The organism is Streptomyces sp. 8N706, from assembly GCF_052245415.1.
GTDB lineage: Bacteria > Actinomycetota > Actinomycetes > Streptomycetales > Streptomycetaceae > Streptomyces.
Genome location: NZ_JBQQBW010000009.1, coordinates 64,100 through 86,596, shown reverse-complemented (window position 1 = coordinate 86,596; position 22,497 = coordinate 64,100). Strand labels below are relative to the sequence as shown.

Below are 22,497 nucleotides of genomic sequence, written 5' to 3'. Positions count from 1 at the left end.
TTACGGGCCAGCCGCACCAGGTGACGGGCGAAGTACCCGACCTGATGGGCGAATATCGAGCACGCACTGGTAACCCGACGGACATGCCAGCGGCGGTACCTCTCCCGGTACCGCCGCAACCCTTTGTCCGCAGGCCCTCAGGCGGCGCCGCGCTGCAGCGCCTCACACACCGCCGTACTCTCGCGGACCCCGAGCTCCACCGCGCGACCGCAGTGTGTGATCCATGCCGCCATCCCCTCCGGGGCCCCTGAGACATAGCCGTCCAGTGCCGCCGCGTAGGCCGCTCGTCCGAGCTCCGCATGGCCTACCTCGGCCGGGCAGATGGACTTCGGGTCGAGCCCACTGCCCACCAGCACGATCCGCTCCGCGGTGCGCGCCACCAGGCCGTTGCACGAGCCGAAGGGCCGCAGCGCCAGCAGCTCGCCATGCACGACCGCGGCCGTCACCAGCGCCGGGGCCTCGGTCCCCGCGAGCACCAACTCGGCCAGGCCCTCCAACCGCCCGGCCACCTCTTCTGCGTCCGGCAACGGCAGTTCGATCAGCGGTTCGGACACCGTCTCGCCCGCCAGCCGGGGCCGGCCCACCGTGTCCTCCGGAGCCGAGCCGCCAGCCGCCACCAGATGCAGCCGGGCCAGCGCCCGCAGCGGGGACTGCCGCCAGACGCTGAGCAACTGCCCCGCCTCCGCGGTCAGCCGCAGCGCCGCGCCGACTGTCCGCGGTTCGCCCTCACCCCCGAAGTCGCTGCGCCGCCGCACCTCCTCCAAGGCCCAGTCGGCGTCGGACAAGGCCGCGGAGCCACGCGCTCCGCGCAGCGCGGCCTCCGATGTGATCTCGTTGCTGCGGCGGCGCATCACCCGGTGGCCGTATACACGGTCCACGGCTTTGCGCACGGAGTCCACGGAGTCGGCCACGCTCGGGAGCGCACCCAGAGCGGCCAGCGGATCGGCATTCGTACCCATGCGACGACCCTACGCACTCACCTCTTCCACCCCTCGAAGGAGTGGTCTTCCTCACCCCGGTCACTCACGTTGAGCATTGCTTCGCATACTCTTGGTGAACATGAAGATCGCTTTCGTAGGGAAGGGCGGCAGCGGCAAGACCACGCTGTCCTCACTGTTCATCCGCCACCTCGCCGCCGCACGCATCCCCGTGATCGCTGTGGACGCCGATATCAACCAGCACCTGGCCTCCGCGCTCGGCCTCGACGAAGAGGCAGCGGGGGCACTCCCCGCCATGGGCCACGAGCTGGCGCTGATCAAGGATTATCTGCGGGGGTCGAATCCGCGGATCGCCTCCGCGGAGACCATGATCAAGACAACTCCTCCGGGCGAGGGCTCGCGCCTTCTGCGAATCCGCGAGGAGAACCCGGTGTACGCGGCCTGCGCCCGCCCCGTAAAGCTCGAGGACGGCGCCGATGTACGGATCATGGTGACCGGCCCCTTCACCGAGTCGGATCTCGGTGTGGCCTGCTACCACTCCAAGGTCGGGGCGGTCGAGCTCTGCCTCAACCACCTCGTCGACGGCCGGGACGAGTACGTCGTCGTCGATATGACGGCCGGCTCCGACTCCTTCGCGTCCGGGATGTTCACCCGTTTCGACATGACCTTTCTGGTGGCCGAGCCCACCCGCAAGGGCATCGCGGTCTACCGCCAATACAAGGAGTACGCCCGCGACTTCGGCGTCTCGCTGCGCGTCGTCGGCAACAAGGTGCAGGGACCGGACGACCTGGCGTTCCTCCGCGACGAGGCCGGCGACGACCTTCTCGTCACGGTCGGCCACTCCGACTGGGTGCGGGCGATGGAGAAGGGCCGCCCGCACCGTTTCGACGCGCTCGAACCTGCCAACCGCCAGGCTTTGCGGACCCTGCACGAGACAGCCGACGACTCGTACGAGCGGCGTGACTGGCACCGCTACACCCGGCAGATGGTCCACTTCCATCTGAAGAACGCGGAGAGCTGGGGAAACGCGAAGACGGGCGCCGACCTCGCAGCCCAGGTCGACCCCGCCTTCTCCCTCGAGGAGCGTCTGGCGAAGATCACGCCGCAGCCTGTATGACCAAGAAGGGGCCGCTACCTGGCCGCTGCACCCGCCGGTGAGCCGCCCCCCGGAGCATCCGGCTTCCCATGAGTCCGGGGCCCGCCGGGGCCGGAGGGGCGCCCCGGACCCCTGGGCTCGGCAGGAGCGGACGGCCGCGCCGAGAGGAAGGACGGCCAGCCTCCCTTCGGCTTCTCGCCGACCCCCAGCGTGCGCAGTCGGTCGAGCACCTGCGGGTCCTGGGCGTCCAGCCAGTCCGTGAGCTGTTTGAAGGTCACACAGCGCACACCCTCCTGCGGGCAGACCGTCTTGATGGTGTCCTCGACGGCGCGCATATAGGTGCCGCCGTTCCAGGACTCGAAGTGGTTCCCGATGAACAGCGGGGCCCGGTTGCCGTTGTACGCCCTCTGGAAGGCCGCGAGCAGACCGTCACGCATCTGCTTCCCCCACGCCTCGTGCCGCGAGGGGTCGCCCTGCACCGTGCCGGACTGGTTCGCCAGGAAGTTGTAGTCCATCGCCAGGGTCTCGAAGGCGCGGCCGGGCATGGGGACCTCCTGGAGCGGGAAGTCCCAGATGCCGTCGATCTTGTTCGGCCAGACCTGGCGGCCACCGGAGGAGCTGGCGTCGTAACGGAAACCCATCCGCTTGGCCGCGGGGATCAGGTTCTTCTGCCCCTCCAGGCAGGGCGCCCGGCCACCCACCAGTTCCTTGCTGTAGTCGAAGGGCAGGGGCTTCTCGTTCTTGAGCCCCGTGTTGGTCCGCCACTTCTTGACGAACGACTCGGCCTGCTCGATCTCGTTCTTCCACTCCTCGGAGGACCAGGTGCCCACTCCGCCGTCCGTGCCGCAGAAGTGGCCGTTGAAGTGGGTGCCGATCTCGTTGCCCTCCTGCCAGGCCTCACGCATCTGCGCCAGGGTGGCCTTGATCCCCTCGGTGTCGTTGAAGCCGATGGCCGAGGCGCCGCGTGAGTGGCGCGGCGGGTCGTAGATCTTCCTCTTCTCGTCCGGCAGCATGTACACACCGCTGAGGAAGTACGTCATCTTCGCGTTGTACTTCTTACCGACGGCACGGAAGTGCGAAAAGAGCTTCTGGCTGTCCTCTCCCGCACCGTCCCAGGAGAAGACCACGAATTGCGGAGGACGCTCACCCGGTCGCAGCCGCTGCACAGCGGGCTGATTCGGCTGGCGGCCGGTGTCGGCGGTCGAGCCGTCACCGATCATCCGGATCTTGTCGGCGGCCGCACCCTGCGGCGCCACGGAACCCTCCTGCGGATCTCCGCCCCCCGGCTTCATCGCCACTCCACTCGAGCAGCCGGTGACCGCGAGCGCCATCGCCGGCGTGACGACACCGAGCACCACTCTCCATGCGGCTGCCATGAGCCACCTCTTTCCTCAGGTTTGTCCAGTGCGACACAGCGCCGACAACGTCGCATGACCGGGCCGGAGGATTTGTACGACAAGCTGACATTCATACAGATTCACTCGATAGATGTAAGCCGATGCCGTTTTACGGAGAAAGTTCTGTAGAGTTCTTTACTCTGCATTACGATTCGTTTACTGAGAGTTGAGAGTCGTTGGGCGCCCGCCACCAGCGGGCGCCAGGACGATGCGCCATCCCGCCGCTGTACGCCGTGACCCACGGCCGCGCTTGACCGCGACCGCGCAGCCCCGGAGGAAGACGGGACGATGACTGTTCGCATGCCCATGGACGACCGCCCCTTTCGCGCTCACCGCTTCGCCCGGGAGGCGAAGCCCCCCGCACCGCCCCCCGGAGAGCCGGGCCCGACCCCCGGCAGCTCCGGCTCCGACCGTCGTTTCCGGATCCACCCCGCCGATCTGTCCGCGTCCGTCACCGTCTTTCTCATCGCGCTGCCGCTCTCCCTCGGCATCGCCCTCGCCACCGGTGCGCCGCTCCAGTCCGGCCTTGTCGCCGCAGCCGTGGGCGGCATCGTCGTGGGCCTGCTGGGCGGAGCGCCACTCCAGATCAGCGGCCCCGCAGCCGGCCTCACCGTGATCACCGCGGATCTCATCCACACCTACGGTTGGCGCACCACCTGCGCGCTCACCGTGATCGCCGGGCTCGCTCAGCTCGCCCTGGGGTTCGCACGGGTGGCCCGTTCCGCGCTGGCCGTCAGCCCGGCGATCGTGCATGGAATGCTGGCCGGCATCGGGGCCACCATCGCCCTGGCCCAGCTCCATGTCGTCCTCGGCGGCACGCCACAGAGTTCGGCGGTCGCCAACGCCCTCGCTCTTCCCGAGCAGTTGATGCACCCCCACCCCGCAGCCCTGTCGGTCAGCGCCGTCACCGTCGCGACGCTCCTCCTGTGGCCGCGGTTGCCCCGTCGATGGAGGAGGCTGCTCGGCAACGCACCGGCGGCCCTCGTGGCGGTCGCCCTCGCGACGGCGTCCACGGCGACCGCGGGCCTGCGTCTGCCACAGGTGGACTTGCCGTCCTGGCGGAGCCACGCACTGCCCCAGATGCCCGACGGTCCGGCCCTGGGGCTGGTCGCCGCCGCGCTCACCATCACCCTGGTCGCGAGTGTGGAGTCGCTGCTCTCAGCCGTGGCCATCGACAAGCTGGCCGCGGCCCGAGCCGGGGAGCCGGAGAACCGTGTGCCACGTGCGGACCTCGACCGGGAGCTGCGCGGCCAGGGTGCGGCCAATGTGGTGTCGGGAGCGCTCGGCGGCCTGCCGGTCACCGGGGTGGCCGTGCGCAGCACGGCCAATGTCGCGGCCGGTGCCGTCAGCCGTGGCTCGGCCGTACTGCACGGCGTATGGGTGCTGCTGGCCGCCGGGCTGCTGGTCGGGATGCTGGAGCTGATTCCCCTGGCCGTCCTCGCGGCGCTGGTGATGGTCGTGGGCGTGCAGATGGTCAGCCTGACCCATATGCGCAACATCCAGCGGCACCGTGAGGTCCTGGTGTACGCGGTGACGTTGTCGGCCGTCGTGCTGCTGGGGGTGCTGGAAGGCGTGGTCATCGGAATCGCGGTCGCGGTGGTGCTGGCGCTCCACCGGCTGACGCGCACCCGTATCACCGTCGAGGCGGAACCGGACGGGACCCACCGGGTACGGGTGCGAGGCCAGTTGACGTTTCTCGCCGTGCCACGGCTCAGCCGGGCCCTCGGGGAAGTGCCGGACTGGGCCCATGCAGTGATCGAGCTGGACGGCTTCTTCATGGACCACGCCGCGTACGAGACGTTGCAGCACTGGCAGGACGCGCACACCGCGCTGGGGGGCACGGCGGCGATCACCGGCCGCGCCGGCCAGCGCATCGCCGAGCCCGCGTCGGCACACAGCTGCCGCCCCTGGACGCCATGGCGGAATCACCACTGCACGCGCCCGGCGGCCATGAGCGAGGAGCCAAGAGCCGGAAGTGACCAACTGGCCAGCGGATTGAGCGCGTTCCAGCGCAACACCGCACCGATGGTGCGAGAGGAGTTGGCCCGCCTCGCCCGGGACGGCCAGCGCCCGTCTCAGCTCTTCCTGACCTGTGCCGACTCCCGGCTCGTCACCAGCATGATCACGTCGAGCGGTCCGGGCGATCTGTTCACCGTACGGAATGTGGGCAACCTGGTGCCGCTGCCGGGCGACGAGACCGGCGACGACTCGGTGGCCGCGGCCATCGAGTACGCGGTGGACGTGCTGAAGGTCAGCAGCATCACGGTGTGCGGGCACTCCGGCTGTGGTGCGATGCAGGCACTCCTCAGCGCGGTGCCGGGCGGCCCCCAGACACCCCTCAAACGCTGGCTGCGGCATGCGCTCCCCAGCCTGGAGCAGCTGGCCCGGCATCCGGGCGCCGGGCCGAGGATCGCCGACAGGTCGCCGGCAGACAGGGCGGAGCAGCTCTGTCTCACCAATGTGGTGCAGCAGTTGAGGCATCTGGCAGCTCATGAGTCCGTGGCGCGCAGGGTCGCCGAAGGCTCATTGGCGCTGCACGGCATGTACTTTCATGTGGGCGAGGCCCAGGCGTATCTGCTGGACGAGGATGCACAAGTGTTTGCCCGGGTCGGTCCGACCGCTCATGAGGAGAGTCTTGTGTAGGGCCTTCACAGGATTCCGGTACGGGCCGGTGAATCCGCCCGTACCGGGGTACCTCTCTCCGTTGCCCAGGCTTTCAGGCGCACCAGGCATCACGCGAAGAACAGGTCTAAACCAATTGCGGGAAGACGCTTGTCACACGGGCCAACTGACTGATGAGCTATGACCTGGGATACGAAGTGCCCTCGGATTGGGAGATGTCGTGAGCAACGAAAGCCTGGCCAACCTCTTGAAGGAGGACCGGAGGTTCGCACCGCCGGCCGAGCTGGCCGCCGACGCCAATGTCACCGCTGAAGCGTACGAACGGGCCAAGGCTGACCGGTTGGGTTACTGGGCCGAGCAGGCCCGGCGGCTCACATGGGCGACCGAACCGACCGAGACCCTCGACTGGAGCAATCCGCCCTTCGCGAAGTGGTTCGCCGACGGCAAGCTCAACGTCGCGTACAACTGCGTGGACCGGCATGTGGAGAACGGCCTGGGTGACCGGGTCGCGCTCCATTTCGAGGGCGAGCCGGGCGATACCCGCTCGCTCACCTACGCCGAGCTGCAGCGTGAGGTCTCCCAGGCGGCCAACGCCCTGACCGAGCTCGGCGTCCGGGCCGGCGACCGGGTCGCGATCTATCTGCCGATGATCCCCGAGGCCGTGGTCGCGATGCTCGCCTGCGCCCGCGTCGGAGCCCCGCACTCCGTGGTCTTCGGCGGCTTCTCCGCCGACGCCCTGGCCACCCGTATCGAGGACGCCGACGCCCGGGTCGTCATCACCGCCGACGGGGGCCACCGCCGCGGCAAGCCCTCCGCGCTCAAGCCGGCCGTCGACGAGGCGCTCACCCGTCCCGGTACGGAGAACGTGCGCAGCGTGCTCGTCGTCCGCCGCACCGGGCAGGACACAGCCTGGACCGAGGGCCGCGACGTGTGGTGGCACGAGATCGTGGGCCGTCAGCCGGAGCAGCACACCCCGGAGGCCTTCGACGCCGAGCACCCGCTCTTCATCCTCTACACCTCCGGCACGACCGGGAAGCCCAAGGGCATCCTGCACACCTCCGGGGGCTACCTCACCCAGGTTTCGTACACCCACGATGCCGTCTTCGACCTCAAGTCCGAGTCGGACGTCTACTGGTGCACTGCGGACGTCGGCTGGGTGACCGGGCATTCGTACATCGTCTACGGACCGCTCTCCAACGGCGCGACCCAGGTGCTCTACGAGGGCACCCCGGACACCCCCCACCAGGGCCGCTGGTGGGAGATCGTGCAGAAGTACGGCGTCACGATCCTCTACACCGCCCCGACCGCGATCCGCGCGTGCATGAAGTGGGGCGACGACATCCCGGCCAAGTTCGATCTGTCGTCGCTGCGGATCCTGGGCTCGGTGGGGGAGCCGATCAATCCCGAGGCGTGGATCTGGTACCGGAAGAACATCGGTGGTGACCGGACGCCGGTCGTCGACACGTGGTGGCAGACCGAGACCGGCGCCATCATGATCAGCCCGCTGCCGGGAGTCACCGAAGCCAAGCCGGGTTCGGCGCAGGTCCCGCTGCCCGGCATCGCCGCGACGGTCGTGGACGACGACGCCAACGAGGTGCCGAACGGCTCCGGCGGCTACCTGGTCCTCACCGAGCCGTGGCCGTCGATGCTCCGCACCATCTGGGGCGACGACCAGCGCTACCTCGACACCTACTGGTCGCGGTTCGAGGGCCGTTACTTCGCCGGTGACGGTGCCAAGAAGGACGACGACGGCGACATCTGGCTGCTCGGCCGCGTCGACGACGTGATGCTGGTGTCCGGCCACAACATCTCGACCACCGAGGTCGAGTCGGCGCTCGTCTCGCACCCCAAGGTGGCCGAGGCCGCGGTCGTGGGGGCCACCGATCCACAGACCACCCAGGCCATCTGCGCCTTCGTCATCCTGCGCGGCGGCGCGTCCGAGGGCGGTGACCTGGTCGAGGAGCTGCGGAACCACGTCGCCAGGGCGCTCGGTCCGATCGCCAAGCCCAAGCGGATCCTGCCGGTCGCCGAGCTGCCCAAGACCCGCTCCGGCAAGATCATGCGGCGGCTGCTGCGCGATGTCGCCGAGAACCGCGCCCTCGGTGATGTCACCACGCTCACCGACTCGTCCGTGATGGAGCTCATCCAGAGCAAGCTGCCGAGCGCGGCCAGCGAGGACTGAGCACGGGGCGGGCCGCCGGAGAGGGCTGACCGGCGGAACGGCCCGAAACGGGCATCGCGGTGTGCCCGGCAGATCGCGGGGCACACCGTGTGCATGCTCATCCAGCATGCGAAGCGCTGGAACATGTGGCGAACCCTGCCGGATGGCCGCCCGCGCCCGCCCGGGTAAAGTGGGACTGCGATGCAACATCGCACATGAAGTTCAGGGTGCGCCGGGAAGTCTGGTCGGCAGGTCCTTCAGCCATGCCCGAGCTGAGGCCTTTCCGCCGAACCGACGGAGGTCGTACCCGTGGCCGCGCCCCACCGCCGCAAGTTCCTCGGACGCCTCTCGCTCCCGGAGCGTACGTTCGTGGCGGATGCGCTGCGGACGGAGACCGTCGGAGGCGTGCTGCTGCTGGTGGCCGCGATCATCGCGCTCATCATGGCGAACACACCGCTGAACGATGTCTACCAGGACGTCAGGGACTTCTCGTTCGGCCCCGAGCCACTGCATCTCCATCTCTCGGTCGCCTCCTGGGCCACGGACGGTCTGCTCACGGTCTTCTTCTTCGTCGCCGGTATCGAGCTCAAGCGCGAGTTGGTCGCGGGCGAACTGCGCGACCCCAGGGCTGCGGCCCTCCCGGTCATCGCGGCCCTCTGCGGCATGGTGATGCCGGCGGCCTTCTACGTCCTCGTGAACCTGGGCGGCGACGGCGACCTCAGCGGCTGGGCGGTACCCACCGCCACCGACATCGCGTTCGCACTCGCCGTCCTCGCGGTCATCGGTACGTCCCTGCCCTCGGCGCTGCGTGCCTTTCTGCTGACCCTGGCCGTCGTCGACGACCTCTTCGCCATTCTGATCATCGCGATCTTCTTCACCAGCGAGCTCGACTTCGTGGCCCTGGGCCTCGCCGTCGGCGCCCTCGTCCTCTTCTGGTTCCTGCTCCGCTGGGGTGTGCGGGGCTGGTACGTACACGTCCCGCTCGCTGTGGTCATCTGGGCCCTCATGCACGCGAGCGGGGTGCACGCCACCGTCGCGGGCGTCGCGATGGGCCTGATGCTGCGCTGCACCGTCCGGGACGGTGAGGAACGCTCCCCCGGGGAGCGCATCGAGCACCGCGTACGGCCCGTTTCGGCCGGACTCGCCGTACCGCTGTTCGCCCTCTGCGCAGCTGGGGTCTCGGTCTCCGGGAAGGCCGTCGGCGATGTCTTCACCACACCCGAGCCGCTCGGTGTCGTCATCGGCCTGGTCCTCGGCAAGGCCGTCGGCGTCTTCGGCGGCTCCTGGCTCGCCGCCCGCTTCACCAAGGCCGAGCTGAACGAGGACCTCGCCTGGGCCGATGTGCTCGCGGTGGCCATGCTGGCCGGGATCGGCTTCACGGTCGCACTGCTCATCGGGGAGCTGGCCTTCCCCGGCGATCCGGCGCTCGTCGACGAGGTGAAGGCCGCCGTGCTGGTCGGGTCGCTGATCGCGGCGGTCGTGGCGGGCGTACTGCTGAAGGTGCGCGACACCAGGTACAGGAAGCTGTCCGCGGAGGAGGAGCGCGACGAGGACGAGGACGGCGTCCCCGACATCTACGAGATGGACGACCCCGAGTACCACCTTCGAATGGCCGCCATCCATGAGGCGAAGGCCGCCGAGCACCGGCGGCTTGCCGAGCTGGCGGCCGCCGGAAGCACAAAGGACGACAGTCCGGCATGATCTGGAGGGCAATCGGCTGGTAAGTAGTCCAGATGGGTAGTACGGCGGAAAAGAGAAGAGGGATGAAGCGATGAGCGCAGTCGAACAGGATGGCGAGCGCAGCCTCGGCCAGTTGGTCGCCTCGGCGACGGCCGAGATGGCCGCGCTGGTGCACGACGAGATCGCCCTGGCCAAGGCCGAACTGCGCCGGGACGCCAAGCGTGCGGGCATCGGCGGCGGCGCGATCACGGCAGCCGGGGTTCTGGCGTTGTTCGCACTGCCGGTGCTGAGCTTCGCCGCCGCGTACGGCATCCACAACCTCGGCCTCGGGCTGGCCTGGTCCTTCCTGATCGTGGGCGGCGCACATCTGCTGATCGCCGCGGTACTCGGGCTCTTCGCCATGGCCAAGTTCAAGAAGGTGAAGCCGCCGAAGCGGAGCATGGCTTCGGCCAAGCAGACGGCGGCCGTACTGCAGGGCGTCAAACCCCACCCCCGCCCCGTGGCGGAGGCACGACCCGCGGGCGTGACTGTGACACGCTCCTCCGTATGACGGTCCCTGACACCAGCGCCTCGGTCGTACGGCTCGACGGCCCCTGGACCCACCGCGACGTCGCCGCGAACGGCGCGCGGTTCCATATCGCCGAGGCCGGTGACGGTCCGCTCGTGCTGCTGCTGCACGGCTTTCCGCAGTTCTGGTGGGCCTGGCGGCACCAGCTCACCGCCCTCGCCGACGCGGGTTTCCGGGCCGTGGCCCTGGATCTGCGCGGCGTGGGCGGCAGCGACCGTACGCCCCGGGGCTACGACCCGGCCAACCTCGCCCTGGACGTGACCGGGGTGATCCGCTCGCTCGGCGAGCCGGACGCCGCGCTGGTCGGCCATGACCTGGGGGGATATCTGGCCTGGACTGCGGCCGTGATGCGCCCGAAGCTGGTCCGCCGGCTCGCCGTCGCCTCGATGCCGCACCCCAGACGCTGGCGCTCGGCCATGCTGACGGACGCCCGGCAGAGCGCCGCCGGCAGCCATATCTGGGGCTTCCAGCGGCCATGGCTGCCCGAGCGGCGGCTGACGGCGGACGACGCGGCGCTGGTGGGGCGGCTGATCCGGGAGTGGTCGGGGCCCCGGCTTCCGGAGGACGAGGCCGTGGACGTCTACCAGCGGGCGATGAGCATCCCCTCCACGGCGCACTGTGCCATCGAGCCGTACCGCTGGATGGTGCGGTCCATGGCCAGGCCGGACGGCATCCAGTTCAACCGGCGGATGAAGCGGCCGGTACGGGTGCCGACGCTGCATCTGCACGGATCACTCGACCCGGTGATGCGAACCCGGAGCGCGGCGGGGTCCGGGGAGTACGTGGAGGCGCCCTACCGCTGGCGGCTCTTCGACGGGCTCGGGCACTTCCCTCACGAGGAGGACCCGGTCGCCTTCACCACGGAACTCATCAACTGGCTCCGGGACCCCGAACCGGACCGCTGACCTCCGGGTCTGTTCGTACACCCTTCCTACGAACGGCCAATTGCCCGCCGCATAGGCCAATTGGCCGTCCCAGGGGCGGTTACCGACCTTGGGCCCCGGGCACGCTTCCCGGTATGGGTTGGACGCACGACTCCCGTGACGCCGGGGGTCCGGGGGTGGACCCCCGGGACAACGCAGTTCGCAAGCGCCGCGCCACCGCCGCGCGCAGCACCCCGCAGGGGGTGGTCGTCGTGGGGCATCCCGGCAGAATCGGGGATCTCCAGCTGGGCATTCCACGGATCCTCCGCCGCCGTGCCCGCTGGATGTCGGCGCGTCTGCGCCATCCACGCACGTAGCCCTTGCCCGGGCCGGGTCCCCGGGCGGAGGTACGCCTGCTGGGGCTGAGGCCCGCGACGTGCAGGCCCGAGGACAACGGCGAGTCCCCAGGACGAGTCCCGAGGACAGCCGGAGTTACGGCCCGGGAGTCCCACCGGTACGGAGTACGTCCCGGAGGGCCTGCAGCTCAGAGGGTACGGAAGCGGAACCGAACGTCTGTTCGGGCGATCTTCCGCGCCGGCATGCCGGGGGCTGCCTCCCACCAGCCGCCAGGATGGTGACCTGCGGCAATCATCCAGCTCGCGGAGCGCGGGGGCTTCCGTCGGCTGCGCTGTCGGAGCCGCCCGAGTGCTGCCCTGTCCTTGGCCTCAGTACGAGCACTTGTGGCTGGTATCACCGGGGCGCCCCATCGCGTTGCGATGCACCCGCATCCGACTCCCCTCGGCGCCTCGGCACGGGACCCCAGGCCCTCGTGGCTCGCCGGACAGGGCCTGGCTGGTGCCGCGTCAGTCAAGGTTTGCCCGGTAGCGAGGTGACCTGGTGCGGTCAGCTGCAAGGTGCCGGATCGGCCTCTGGGGTTCCCCAGGCCGAAGGCCAGGGGAAGGCCTACTCGGTCGATCGGGCAACGCAACCGGGGGCCCTCCCCCAGCCTCCGGCCGGGGGAGGTAGCTGGGGGAGGTCCTGCCAGGGCAGCGAGCGGGTGAACCGTGGCTGACGCGGCACTAGAGTGCGCAACCCTCACTGTCCACCGGCCGGTCGGCCGAGCGGCCCTTCAGGACGTCCTCGCGCACCTCGTCTCCCGTCAGGGCGTACCCGGTGTTCGCGTCGTCGAGGGACTTCGCGAAGACCACGCCGTACACACGGCCGTCAGGACTCAGCAGCGGGCCGCCGGAGTTGCCCTGCCGGACCGTGGCGAAGAGCGAGTAGACGTCGCGGCGTACGGTGCTGCGGTGATAGATGTCCGGGCCGCTGGCCCCGATACGGCCGCGGACGCGCGCCGGGCGGACGTCGAAGGCGCCGTTCTCCGGGAATCCCGCGACGATCGCGCCGTCGCCGGTACCGGCGTCACCCCCGGTGAACTCCAACGCGGGCGCCCGGAGCGAGGGGACGTCCAGGACCGCGATATCGCGCTCCCAGTCGTAGAGGACGACGGTCGCGTCGTAGAGCTTGCCCTCGCCGCCGATCTGTACGGTCGGCTCATCCACGCCGCCGACGACATGCGCGTTCGTCATCACGCGGTTCCGGGAGAACACGAATCCCGTGCCTTCCAGGACCTTGCCGCAGCTCGGTGCCGTGCCGACCACCTTGACGATGCTGCGCTGGGCGCGGGTGGCGACGGGGCTGGTCGCGAGCCGGGGGTCGGGGGGCGGAACCGAGGTGATCGGCTCGTTGGAGAACGGGCTGAAGACCTGTGGGAAGCCGTTCTGCGCGAGGGCGGTGCTGAAGTCCGCGAACCAGGTGTTCGCGGACTCCGGGACCACCCGGGAGACGCCGAGCAGCACCTTGGAACTACGGACTTCCTTGCCCAGCGTCGGCAGCGACGTGCCGGCCAGGGCGGAGCCGATCAGCCATGCCACCAGGAGCATCGCCACGACGTTGACCAGCGCACCACCCGTGGCGTCCAGCGCGCGCGCCGGTGACCACGTGATGTGCCGACGCAGCTTGTTCCCCAGATGCGTGGTGAACGCCTGCCCGACCGAGGCGCACACGATCACGATGATCACCGCCGCGACCGCGGCGCCCGTCCCGGGCGTACGGTCCTCGGTGACCTGACCCCAGATCACAGGCAGCAGATAGACCGCGACGAGTCCGCCGCCGAGGAACCCGACCACCGACAGAATGCCGACGACGAAGCCTTGGCGGTAACCGACGATCGCGAACCACACGGCAGCGAGCAGCAACAGGATGTCCAGCACATTCACCGGGACACCGTCTCATGCACGCCAGTCGAGCGGGACTTGGTTCGTGCGGTCCCATGGTCTTTCCCACTCCGCGTAGTGCAGTATCCGGTCGATCACACCGGCCGTGAACCCCCAGACCAGGGCGTCCTGGACGAGGAACCCAGGGCCGCGGTGACCGCTCGGATGCACCGTGGTCGCACGGTTCGCGGGATCCGTGAGATCAGCCACCGGCACCGTGAAGACCCGGGCGGTCTCCGCGGGATCGACCGGCGAGACCGGGCTGGGAGTACGCCACCAGCCGAGCACGGGCGTCACGACGAAACCGCTCACCGGGATGAAGAGCCGCGGCAGTACACCGAAGATCTGCACACCGGTCGGATCGAGGCCGGTCTCCTCCTCGGCCTCACGCAGCGCGGCCCGCAGGGGCCCCACGGTCAGCGGATCACCGTCCTCCGGGTCGAGGGCGCCACCGGGGAAGGAGGGCTGTCCCGCGTGCGAGCGCAGCGTCCCCGCCCGCTCCATAAGCAGCAGCTCTGGCCCGTCGGCTCCCTCCCCGAAGAGGATCAGCACGGCGGACTGGCGACCGCCCGACTCGGGCGGCAGGAAGCGGCTCAGCTGCTCCGGCTGTACGGTCCGCGCCGCACGGGCCACTGGCGCCAGCCACTCCGGCAGCCCCTGATCGCTCACGACGACCCCGTCGACCTCGTCGTGAGTCTCCCGCGCCCTCGTCATCGGCGCCCCCTTCGACGGCGGGGCCACGGCCCGTGGTGCACCTCGACGCGTACGGCCGCGGCGGCGCCGCGGCTTCCGGTGTCCCTCACTCCGCCCCCAGCGGGGGCGCGGGCTTGCCCGGATAGTCCGGCGGAGGTTTCAGACGCTGCCCCGGGGCGCCGCCCATCTCGTACTTCAGCAGCTTCCTCGCCTTCTCCGGATCGGTCTCGCCCTCCCCGTACGCGGGGCAGAGCGGCGCGATCGGACAGGCTCCGCAGGCAGGCTTGCGGGAGTGGCAGATCCGGCGGCCGTGGAAGACCACGCGGTGCGAGAGCATCGTCCACTCGCTCTTCGGGAAGAGCCCGGCGACCTCTGCCTCGACCTTGTCCGGATCCTCCTGCTCGGTCCACTTCCAGCGCCGCACCAAGCGGCCGAAATGGGTGTCCACGGTGATGCCCGGCACCCCGAAGGCGTTGCCCAGCACCACATTCGCCGTCTTGCGGCCCACGCCGGGGAGGCCGACCAGGTCCTCCAGGCGGCCCGGCACCTCGCCCCCGAAGCGGTCGCGCAGCGCGGTGGACAGACCGATCAGCGACTTCGCCTTGGCTCGGAAGAAGCCCGTCGGCCGGATGATCTGCTCCAGCTCCTCCGGGTTGGCCGCGGCCATGTCCTCCGGCGTCGGATACACGGCGAAGAGATCCGGGGTGGTCTGGTTGACCCGCAGATCGGTCGTCTGCGCGGAGAGCACCGTCGCGACGAGGAGCTGGAAGGGGTTCTCGAAGTCCAGCTCGGGGTGGGCGTACGGATAGAGCTCCGCCAGCTCGCGGTTGATCCGGCGCGCCCGGCGGACGAGCGCCAGCCGGGACTCCGGCTTTGACCGCGTACCTTTTGGTGCTTTTTCCTTCTGCGTGCGATGCTGTTCGCCCACGGCAGAATTTCGACCCGAGGTCACCCGCCTGGCCCCCTTGCCCTGTGCTCTCACCGGCGTATTGGACACCCGGCCAGACTAAGGCCAGGCACCGACATCCGCCCCGGACAGCCGGTAACGGCGCCTCGATCGGACCCCTGCCGTATGGGTTCCGGCAGGGATGCGCCACACTTGTGTTTGATCACACAGTTTTACCGTCGGGCATCATGGGGACCACGATCCTCTGAGCATGTCGACAAGGAGAGATCTCGTGGACGACGTTCTGCGGCGCGCCCCGCTCTTCGCGGCGCTTGATGAAGAGCAGGCCGCCGAGCTGCGCGCTTCGATGAGCGAGGCCACCCTCGCACGGGGCGACGCCCTGTTCCACGAAGGGGACCCTGGTGACCGTCTCTACGTGGTCACCGAGGGCAAGGTCAAGCTGCATCGCACATCCCCCGACGGGCGCGAGAACATGCTCGCCGTCCTCGGCCCCGGCGAGCTCATCGGAGAGCTCTCGCTCTTCGACCCGGGCCCGCGCACGGCCACGGCCAGCGCGCTCACGGAGGTGAAGCTGCTGGGGCTGGGACACGGAGACCTCCAGCCGTGGCTCAACGCCCGGCCCGAGGTGGCCACGGCGCTCCTGCGTGCCGTCGCCCGCCGGCTCCGCCGCACCAACGACTCGATGTCCGACCTGGTCTTCTCGGATGTGCCCGGTCGCGTCGCGAAGGCCCTGCTGGACCTCTCCCGCCGCTTCGGCGTGCAGTCCGAGGAGGGCATCCATGTCGTCCACGACCTGACGCAGGAGGAGCTGGCCCAACTCGTCGGCGCCTCGCGCGAGACGGTCAACAAGGCGCTCGCGGACTTCGCCGGCCGTGGCTGGCTGCGTCTGGAGGCGCGGGCCGTGATCCTGCTGGACGTCGAGCGTCTGGCGAAGCGCTCGCGCTGACGGACTCCCGTCTCGGCCGACCCGGACATGGGACAGGCTCCCTGGGCGTGGGACACGCCCCGAACACCGGGCACGTCCTGGACTTGGGCGAAGGGTCCCGCCGATATGGCGGGGCCCTCGCTCGTCGACGGTGAACACGCTCGCCGCCCCAGGCCGCGGGCAGCCGGACCCCTACTGCCGTACCGCAAGCGCAAGCCCCCGTGAACGGTCCGGGTGACGGCCCGGACGGCCCTGACGGTTGGCGAACGGCTCAGATCAGCCCGTGCTCCGCCAGATAGTCCAGCTGCGCCCGCACCGACAGCTCCGCAGCCGGCCACAGGGAGCGGTCCACGTCGGCGTACACATGTGCGACGACCTCCGGCGGTGTGCGGTAGCCGTTCTCCACCGCCGTCTCCACCTGGGCCAGCCGGTTCGCGCGATGGGCGAGGTAGTACTCGACGGCGCCGCGGGCGTCGTTCAGTACGGGTCCGTGGCCGGGCAGGACCGTGCTCACACCTTCGTCCACCGTCATCGAGCGCAGCCGCCGCAACGACTCCAGGTACTCCCCGAGCCGCCCGTCCGGATGAGCCACCACCGTCGTACCCCGGCCGAGCACCGTGTCGCCCGTCAGCACCGCCGCGTCGGCAGGCAGATGGAAGGAGAGCGAGTCGGCGGTGTGGCCAGGGGTGGGGACGACGCGGAGCTCCAGGCCGCCGGTGGTCACGACATCGCCTGACTCGAGCCCCTCGTCGCCGAGCCGCATGGCCGGGTCCAGGGCCCGTACCGGCGTACGCGTCAGCTCCGCGAAGCGGCCCGCGCCGTCCGCGTGGTCCGGGTGGCCGTGGGTGAGGAGGGTGAGAGCGATCCGCTTGCCCGCCGATTCGGCCGTGGCGACGACGGCGGCCAGGTGGGCCTCGTCGAGCGGGCCCGGGTCGATGACGACCGCGAGATCCGAGCCGGGCTCCGAGACGATCCAGGTGTTCGTGCCGTCCAGGGTCATGGGCGAGGGGTTGGGTGCCAGGACGCACACGGCCCTCGCCGTGGCCGGACCCTGGATGGCCCCGCCTCGCGGCTGGCCGGGAAGGGAGGATGCGTAGGTCATGCGGTCGCTCCACCCGTGACCGTGGAGATATGACGGGTGAATTCATCATGCCCCGGCCAGCTCAGCACGATCTCACCCTCCCGCAGCTCAGCTCTCGCCAGCACGGGCGTCAGATCGCGCTCCGTCGAAGCGGCCAAGGCCTCGCCGGCCGAACCGTACCGCTCCAGCTCCCGCAGTGCGGCGATCGTCGGGGGCATCATCAGCAGCTCGCCCCGGTCGTAACCCGCCGCGGCCTCCTGGGGGCGGATCCACAACGCACGGTCGGCCTCCGTGGAGGCGTTCCGGGTCCGCTGCCCCTTCGGCAGCACGGCCACGAAGAACCAGGTGTCGTAACGGCGCGATTCGAACTCCGGGGTGATCCAACGCGCCCAGCCGCCCAGCAGATCGCTGCGCAGTACGAGGCCCCGCAGCGCCAGGAAATCGCCGAAGGAGAGGTCGCGGGCCACCAGCGCGGCCCGGTCCGTCTCCCACCCCTCGCCCGTGGTGTCGGCGACGATCGTCTCCGCGGACGGCCCGGCCAGCAGCACACCCGCCTCCTCGAAGGTCTCGCGGACCGCCGCACAGACCACGGCCCGGGCCGACGCCTCGTCGGTGCCGAGACGGGCGGCCCACTCCGCCGGCGAGGGACCGGCCCACCCGACCGGCCGCTCGTCACGCGGGTCCACGGAGCCGCCCGGATAGGCGTACGCCCCGCCGGCGAAGGCCATGGAGGCGCGTCGGCGGAGCATGTGGACGGAAGGCCCGGCCTCGGAGTCGCGGAGGAGCAGCACGGTGGCGGCCCGGCGCGGGGGCACCACGGTGAGCTCGCCGCTCGCGAAAGCCCGGATGCGGTCCGGCCACTCCGGCGGGTACCACTGGCCATTCTTGGGGGACATGGCCGGATGCTATGCGCTTTCGCGGGGATGTTCGAGGGGCCCTTGTGCCCGGTGGTGGCGAGGGGGCTCACTGGAAGGCGGGGACCGCGCCCGGATGGTGGGCCCGGTGATCCGGTTCCCCGCCCGGCTCGCCATACGGAAAGTGCCCGCCGGGCACGCCGCGCCTCGCCGGGAAGGTGCCCGCCAGGTCGCTGTGCGGAACGTGCCCGCCGGGGCTCGGCGCGCGGACGGCTCACCGGGCCTGCCACGCGCCTTACGCCCCGCGCCTTACGCCCCGCGCCTCACGCCTCGCGCAGAAGATGCCCGCCCGGCCCCTCGCGCGGAAGCCGGGCTCCTCACGCGGAAAGAGCCGGGCGGGCTTCCCTGCAGCAGCGGCCTCAGTCCGCGATCTCGACCTGGATCTCGACCTCGACCGGCGCGTCCAGCGGCAGCACCGCGACGCCCACGGCGCTCCGCGCGTGCACACCCTTCTCGCCCAGCACCTCGCCCAGCAGCTCGCTCGCCCCGTTGACGACGGCCGGCTGCCCGGTGAAGTCCGACGCCGACGCCACGAAACCGACGACCTTCACGACCCGAGCGATCTTGTCCAGGTCGCCGACCGCCGACTTGACCGCCGCGAGGGCGTTCAGCGCGCAGGTACGCGCCAGCTCCTTGGCCTCCTCGGGCGTCACCTCGGCGCCGACCTTGCCGGTCACCGCGAGTTTGCCCTCGATCAGCGGCAGCTGACCGGCGGTGTACACGTAAGCACCCGAGCGGACGGCAGGGACGTACGACGCGAGCGGCGCCGCGACGGCCGGCAGAGTCAGCCTCAGTGAGGCGAGCTTCTCCTCGACCGCACTCATCCCTGCTTCTCCCGCTTGAAGTACGCCACAACGGTGTCCCCGCCCTGCGGCCCCGGCACGACCTGGACGAGCTCCCAGCCGTCCTCGCCGAAGTTGTCGAGGATCTGCTTGGTGGCGTGAATGAGCAGCGGTGCGGTCTGGTATTCCCACTTCGTCATGGGCCGACTGTAATGCCTGTGGCTGAAGCCTCGTGCGTAGCCCGCGCCTCCACTGGTTAGGCTCCCAGGCATGAGCAGGTTCCATGTCGTCAGCGGCAAGGGCGGCACCGGCAAGACCACGGTCGCCGCAACTCTCGCGCTCGCCCTCGCCGCTGAGGGCAAGCGCACCCTGCTGGTCGAGGTAGAAGGCCGACAGGGCATCGCACAGCTCTTCGAGACCGAGGCGTTGCCGTACGAGGAACGGAAGATCGCCGTCGCTCCAGGGGGCGGGGAGGTGTACGCCCTCGCCATCGACGCCGAACGTGCCCTTCTCGATTACCTCCAGATGTTCTACAAGCTCGGCACTGCGGGCCGGGCCCTGAAGAAGCTCGGCGCGATCGACTTCGCGACGACCATCGCACCGGGTCTGCGTGACGTCCTGCTGACCGGAAAGGCGTGCGAGGCGGTGCGCCGGAAGGGCAAGGACGGCCGCCCCGTTTACGACTCCGTCGTCATGGACGCCCCGCCGACCGGCCGGATCACCCGCTTCCTCAACGTCAACGACGAGGTGGCCGGGCTGGCGCGGATAGGCCCGATACACAATCAGGCCCAAGCCGTCATGCGCGTGCTGAAGTCCGCGGAGACGGCGGTCCATCTGGTGACGCTGCTGGAGGAGATGCCGGTCCAGGAGACGATGGACGGTGTCGCGGAGCTACGGGCCGCGGGCCTTCCGGTGGGCGGGATCCTGATCAACATGGTGCGGCCGCAACTCCTCGATGAGGAGGCCGTGGAGGCCGCCTCGACCAGCCGCCGTACCGCCGTGGCCAAGGCGCTGTCCCAGGCGGGGCTCGGCGGGGCCCGCCGCGGGGGCCTGGCCGAACGGCTCGTGGAGCCGCTGCTGGAGCAGGCACGCGAACACGCCGAGCGTCTCCGGCTGGAGCGTGCGCAGCGGTCCGCGATCGGCGATCTCGACCTTCCGACGTACGAGTTGCCGTTCCTGGGCGACGGAGCGGACCTCTCCGGGCTCTACCGGCTCGCGGGTGACCTGCGGAAGCAGGGGGTCGAGGAGGAGGCGTCGTGAGCGACAACACCGGACATCACGCCCGTAAGGGCCGACGTCTCACCCGCACGACGCGAGAGGAGCCGGGACGCGGCGCGCCGACGGCCCCTGGGGGACCCGGGCGCACCTCCCGTACGACCCGAGTGGAGCCCGGACGTCACACCCGCACGGCCCGGGTGGAGCGCAGTCGACGAAGCGAGGACATCGCATGACCCTGGACACGGCTCCTCTCCTGGAGGCCGATCCGCTGCTGGACGACCCGCGGACGCGCATCATCGTGTGCTGCGGTTCAGGCGGCGTGGGCAAGACGACGACGGCCGCGGCGCTGGGCGTACGCGCAGCCGAGCGCGGCCGGAAGGTCGTCGTCCTCACCATCGACCCGGCCCGTCGGCTGGCCCAGTCCATGGGCATCGCCTCGCTCGACAACGTACCGCGCCGCGTCGAGGGCATCGACGGGGCGTCCGGTGGCGAACTCCACGCCATGATGCTCGACATGAAGCGGACGTTCGACGAGATCGTCGAGGCACACGCGGACGCCGAACGGTCCCGCGCCATCCTGGAGAACCCCTTCTACCAGTCCCTGTCGGCCGGATTCGCGGGCACCCAGGAGTACATGGCCATGGAGAAGCTGGGTCAGCTGCGGGCGCGCGACGAGTGGGACCTGATCATCGTGGACACCCCACCGAGCCGGTCGGCGCTGGACTTCCTGGACGCCCCCAAGCGGCTCGGGTCCTTCCTGGACGGGAGGTTCATCAGGACACTGATGGCTCCCGCGAAGATCGGTGGCCGCGCGGGGATGAAGTTTCTCAATGTCGGTATGTCGATGATGACGGGGACGCTCAACAAGCTGATGGGCACGCAACTGCTGTGCGACGTGCAGACGTTCGTGGCCGCGATGGACACGACGTTCGGCGGTTTCCGAACGCGCGCGGACGCCACGTACCGGCTGTTGCAGGCTCCCGGCACGGCGTTTCTGGTGGTCGCGGCTCCGGAGCGGGACGCCCTGCGCGAGGCCGCGTACTTCGTGGAGCGGCTGGCCGCAGAACACATGCCGCTGGCGGGGCTCGTGCTGAACCGGGTGCACGGCAGCGGGGCGGCACGGCTCAGCGCGGAGCGGGCGCTCGCGGCAGCAGAAAATCTTGATGAGGGCCGCATTGTGGATCGCGATGGCGGGCAAGCTGGCAGTCGTACGCCCGAAAGCTCCGATGGTGGCTCCCCTGCGGTCGAGAGCGAATCGGACCCTGCCGAAGTGCTCGCCGCCGGCCTGCTGCGGCTGCATGCGGAGCGCATGCAGGTGATCGCCCGGGAGCAGCGCATGCGCGACCGCTTCACGGCGCTCCACCCGGAGGTGCCGGTGGCCGAAGTGGCCGCGCTGCCCGGTGATGTGCACGACCTCGCGGGGCTTCGTGCCATCGGAAACCGGCTCACGACCGGTCAGCCCGCCGGAGGCGTCTGAGCGGGCAGGCTCTGAGCGGGCAGGCAGAGCCCACCGAACGGCCCGAACCGGCATGACCACAGCAGAGACAGCACACCAGACCAGAACACTGGACAAACGCACCGGATCAGCACAAGAGCCGCCCCAGACAACCGTGGACTCGAGCCAACAACAGTGCAAAGAGCCCACGGCTCACAAGAGCCGACAGCCCCTGCGAAGACAGCTCTGTGTGCGGCCTCTTCCGAGCTGCCAACAACAGGGCTGCCGGAGAGAAACGGCTGAGGCCGCCTGACCCGATGACACCTACGGCAGTTGACAGCCGAGGAGGGGGAGGGTCGATCAGGTCAGGGCGCGCCGGCCGGCCTCGGTCGGCTATCCCGCCTCGGCGAAGTCCTCGTCGTCGAGGTCCACCGGCAGGATGCCCGTGCTCCGCTCGTACTCGCTGCGTGCGGTCTCCAGCAGCCTGCGCCATGACGTGACCGTTGGACGGCGGCGCAGCAGCGCCCTCCGCTCCCGCTCCGTCATACCCCCCCACACGCCGAATTCGACGCGGTTGTCGAGGGCGTCCGCAAGGCACTCGGTGCGCACCGGACAACCGGTGCAGACCGCCTTGGCCCTGTTCTGTGCTGCCCCCTGGACGAATAGCTCGTCCGGATCAGTCGTGCGGCACGCCGCCAGCGTGCTCCAGTCGGTAACCCAGCCACTCATGCTGGTGCCGTCCTCTCCCGAATCGAGGCTCCCCCACGGCGGCAGCGGCATATTCACCGTTGCCAGTTGAGGACGTTACGGAAGGCAGGCAGGGCGCAACACCCCCTGCAGGCCCAATCTTGGATGGCCCGAACGGACTATGCGTACGCGGCAGATCACCCAACGGAGTGAGGTGAGGGCATACGTGACATTTCCGACAAATCGGGGCAGCG

At 69.9% G+C, this 22,497-nt stretch carries 20 protein-coding genes; 10 read left to right on the top strand and 10 right to left on the bottom strand.

Annotation, left to right across the window (positions count from 1 at the left end):
* Window positions 1-137 precede the first annotated feature (137 nt).
* Window positions 138-959 (bottom strand): oxidoreductase, encoded by an 822-nt coding sequence (locus ACTWQE_RS06220; RefSeq protein WP_443327787.1) that lies wholly within the window; start codon window positions 957-959, stop codon window positions 138-140.
* A gap of 100 nt (window positions 960-1,059) precedes the next feature.
* Between ACTWQE_RS06220 and ACTWQE_RS06215 the strand changes: the two genes are divergently transcribed.
* Window positions 1,060-2,055: a nucleotide-binding protein gene (locus ACTWQE_RS06215; RefSeq protein ID WP_443327786.1), complete on the top strand. Its 996-nt coding sequence runs from the start codon at window positions 1,060-1,062 to the stop codon at window positions 2,053-2,055.
* Window positions 2,056-2,069: 14 nt separating this feature from the next.
* Here ACTWQE_RS06215 and ACTWQE_RS06210 read toward each other — a convergent pair whose 3' ends face one another.
* Window positions 2,070-3,410, bottom strand: a complete 1,341-nt coding sequence (locus ACTWQE_RS06210) for a hypothetical protein (protein WP_443327785.1) — start codon at window positions 3,408-3,410, stop codon at window positions 2,070-2,072.
* Window positions 3,411-3,719: 309 nt separating this feature from the next.
* Between ACTWQE_RS06210 and ACTWQE_RS06205 the strand changes: the two genes are divergently transcribed.
* From ACTWQE_RS06205 to ACTWQE_RS06180, 6 genes are all read left to right on the top strand, one after another.
* Window positions 3,720-6,074, top strand: a complete 2,355-nt coding sequence (locus ACTWQE_RS06205) for a SulP family inorganic anion transporter (RefSeq protein WP_443327784.1) — start codon at window positions 3,720-3,722, stop codon at window positions 6,072-6,074.
* A 199-nt stretch (window positions 6,075-6,273) separates the two neighbouring features.
* Window positions 6,274-8,235: an acetate--CoA ligase gene (gene acs / locus ACTWQE_RS06200; protein ID WP_443327783.1), complete on the top strand. Its 1,962-nt coding sequence runs from the start codon at window positions 6,274-6,276 to the stop codon at window positions 8,233-8,235.
* Window positions 8,236-8,523: 288 nt separating this feature from the next.
* Window positions 8,524-9,915 carry a Na+/H+ antiporter NhaA gene (gene nhaA / locus ACTWQE_RS06195; RefSeq protein WP_443327782.1) on the top strand — a complete coding sequence of 464 codons (1,392 nt, stop codon included), beginning with the start codon at window positions 8,524-8,526 and terminating at the stop codon, window positions 9,913-9,915.
* A 70-nt stretch (window positions 9,916-9,985) separates the two neighbouring features.
* Complete coding sequence (locus ACTWQE_RS06190; RefSeq protein WP_443327781.1) at window positions 9,986-10,444, top strand: phage holin family protein; 459 nt, start codon at window positions 9,986-9,988, stop codon at window positions 10,442-10,444.
* Entirely contained in the window at window positions 10,441-11,367 is a 927-nt protein-coding gene (locus ACTWQE_RS06185) for an alpha/beta fold hydrolase (protein ID WP_443327780.1), read from the top strand. Before ACTWQE_RS06190 ends, ACTWQE_RS06185 begins: the two co-directional genes overlap by 4 nt.
* Window positions 11,368-11,480: 113 nt before the next feature.
* On the top strand, window positions 11,481-11,702 hold the full coding sequence (locus ACTWQE_RS06180; protein WP_443327779.1) for a hypothetical protein: 222 nt from the start codon (window positions 11,481-11,483) through the stop codon (window positions 11,700-11,702).
* Between the two features lie 702 nt (window positions 11,703-12,404).
* On the opposite strand, the gene ACTWQE_RS06175 is transcribed toward ACTWQE_RS06180, so the two are convergent.
* The 3 genes from ACTWQE_RS06175 to nth all read right to left on the bottom strand — a co-directional run bounded on the left by ACTWQE_RS06175 (window position 12,405) and on the right by nth (window position 15,222).
* Entirely contained in the window at window positions 12,405-13,604 is a 1,200-nt protein-coding gene (locus ACTWQE_RS06175) for a MarP family serine protease (protein WP_443327778.1), read from the bottom strand.
* Between the two features lie 12 nt (window positions 13,605-13,616).
* A complete protein-coding gene (locus ACTWQE_RS06170) occupies window positions 13,617-14,315 on the bottom strand; it encodes an NUDIX hydrolase (RefSeq protein ID WP_443327777.1) in 699 nt (232 codons plus the stop codon).
* Between the two features lie 85 nt (window positions 14,316-14,400).
* Window positions 14,401-15,222 carry an endonuclease III gene (gene nth / locus ACTWQE_RS06165; protein WP_443327776.1) on the bottom strand — a complete coding sequence of 274 codons (822 nt, stop codon included), beginning with the start codon at window positions 15,220-15,222 and terminating at the stop codon, window positions 14,401-14,403.
* 250 nt (window positions 15,223-15,472) lie between these two features.
* On the opposite strand from nth, the gene ACTWQE_RS06160 reads away from it, so the two are divergent.
* Window positions 15,473-16,147 (top strand): Crp/Fnr family transcriptional regulator, encoded by a 675-nt coding sequence (locus ACTWQE_RS06160; protein ID WP_351508004.1) that lies wholly within the window; start codon window positions 15,473-15,475, stop codon window positions 16,145-16,147.
* Between the two features lie 250 nt (window positions 16,148-16,397).
* On the opposite strand, the gene ACTWQE_RS06155 is transcribed toward ACTWQE_RS06160, so the two are convergent.
* The 4 genes from ACTWQE_RS06155 to ACTWQE_RS06140 all read right to left on the bottom strand — a co-directional run bounded on the left by ACTWQE_RS06155 (window position 16,398) and on the right by ACTWQE_RS06140 (window position 19,103).
* On the bottom strand, window positions 16,398-17,228 hold the full coding sequence (locus tag ACTWQE_RS06155) for an MBL fold metallo-hydrolase (RefSeq protein WP_443327775.1): 831 nt from the start codon (window positions 17,226-17,228) through the stop codon (window positions 16,398-16,400).
* Window positions 17,225-18,103, bottom strand: coding sequence for an NUDIX hydrolase (locus ACTWQE_RS06150; protein ID WP_443327774.1), 879 nt, complete (start codon window positions 18,101-18,103; stop codon window positions 17,225-17,227). The genes ACTWQE_RS06155 and ACTWQE_RS06150 overlap by 4 nt, the downstream gene beginning before the upstream one ends.
* 377 nt (window positions 18,104-18,480) lie before the next feature.
* Window positions 18,481-18,945 (bottom strand): RidA family protein, encoded by a 465-nt coding sequence (locus tag ACTWQE_RS06145; protein WP_443327773.1) that lies wholly within the window; start codon window positions 18,943-18,945, stop codon window positions 18,481-18,483.
* A complete protein-coding gene (locus ACTWQE_RS06140) occupies window positions 18,942-19,103 on the bottom strand; it encodes a DUF4177 domain-containing protein (protein ID WP_443327772.1) in 162 nt (53 codons plus the stop codon). Before ACTWQE_RS06140 ends, ACTWQE_RS06145 begins: the two co-directional genes overlap by 4 nt.
* 70 nt (window positions 19,104-19,173) lie before the next feature.
* Between ACTWQE_RS06140 and ACTWQE_RS06135 the strand changes: the two genes are divergently transcribed.
* Together ACTWQE_RS06135 and ACTWQE_RS06130 are read left to right on the top strand one after the other, a co-directional pair.
* Window positions 19,174-20,163, top strand: coding sequence for an ArsA-related P-loop ATPase (locus ACTWQE_RS06135; protein WP_443327771.1), 990 nt, complete (start codon window positions 19,174-19,176; stop codon window positions 20,161-20,163).
* Window positions 20,164-20,350: 187 nt separating this feature from the next.
* Window positions 20,351-21,598 carry an ArsA family ATPase gene (locus ACTWQE_RS06130; RefSeq protein ID WP_443327770.1) on the top strand — a complete coding sequence of 416 codons (1,248 nt, stop codon included), beginning with the start codon at window positions 20,351-20,353 and terminating at the stop codon, window positions 21,596-21,598.
* A 351-nt stretch (window positions 21,599-21,949) separates the two neighbouring features.
* Here the strand turns inward: ACTWQE_RS06130 and ACTWQE_RS06125 are convergent, their stop codons facing one another.
* On the bottom strand, window positions 21,950-22,336 hold the full coding sequence (locus ACTWQE_RS06125; RefSeq protein WP_443327806.1) for a WhiB family transcriptional regulator: 387 nt from the start codon (window positions 22,334-22,336) through the stop codon (window positions 21,950-21,952).
* Window positions 22,337-22,497: the final 161 nt, after the last annotated feature.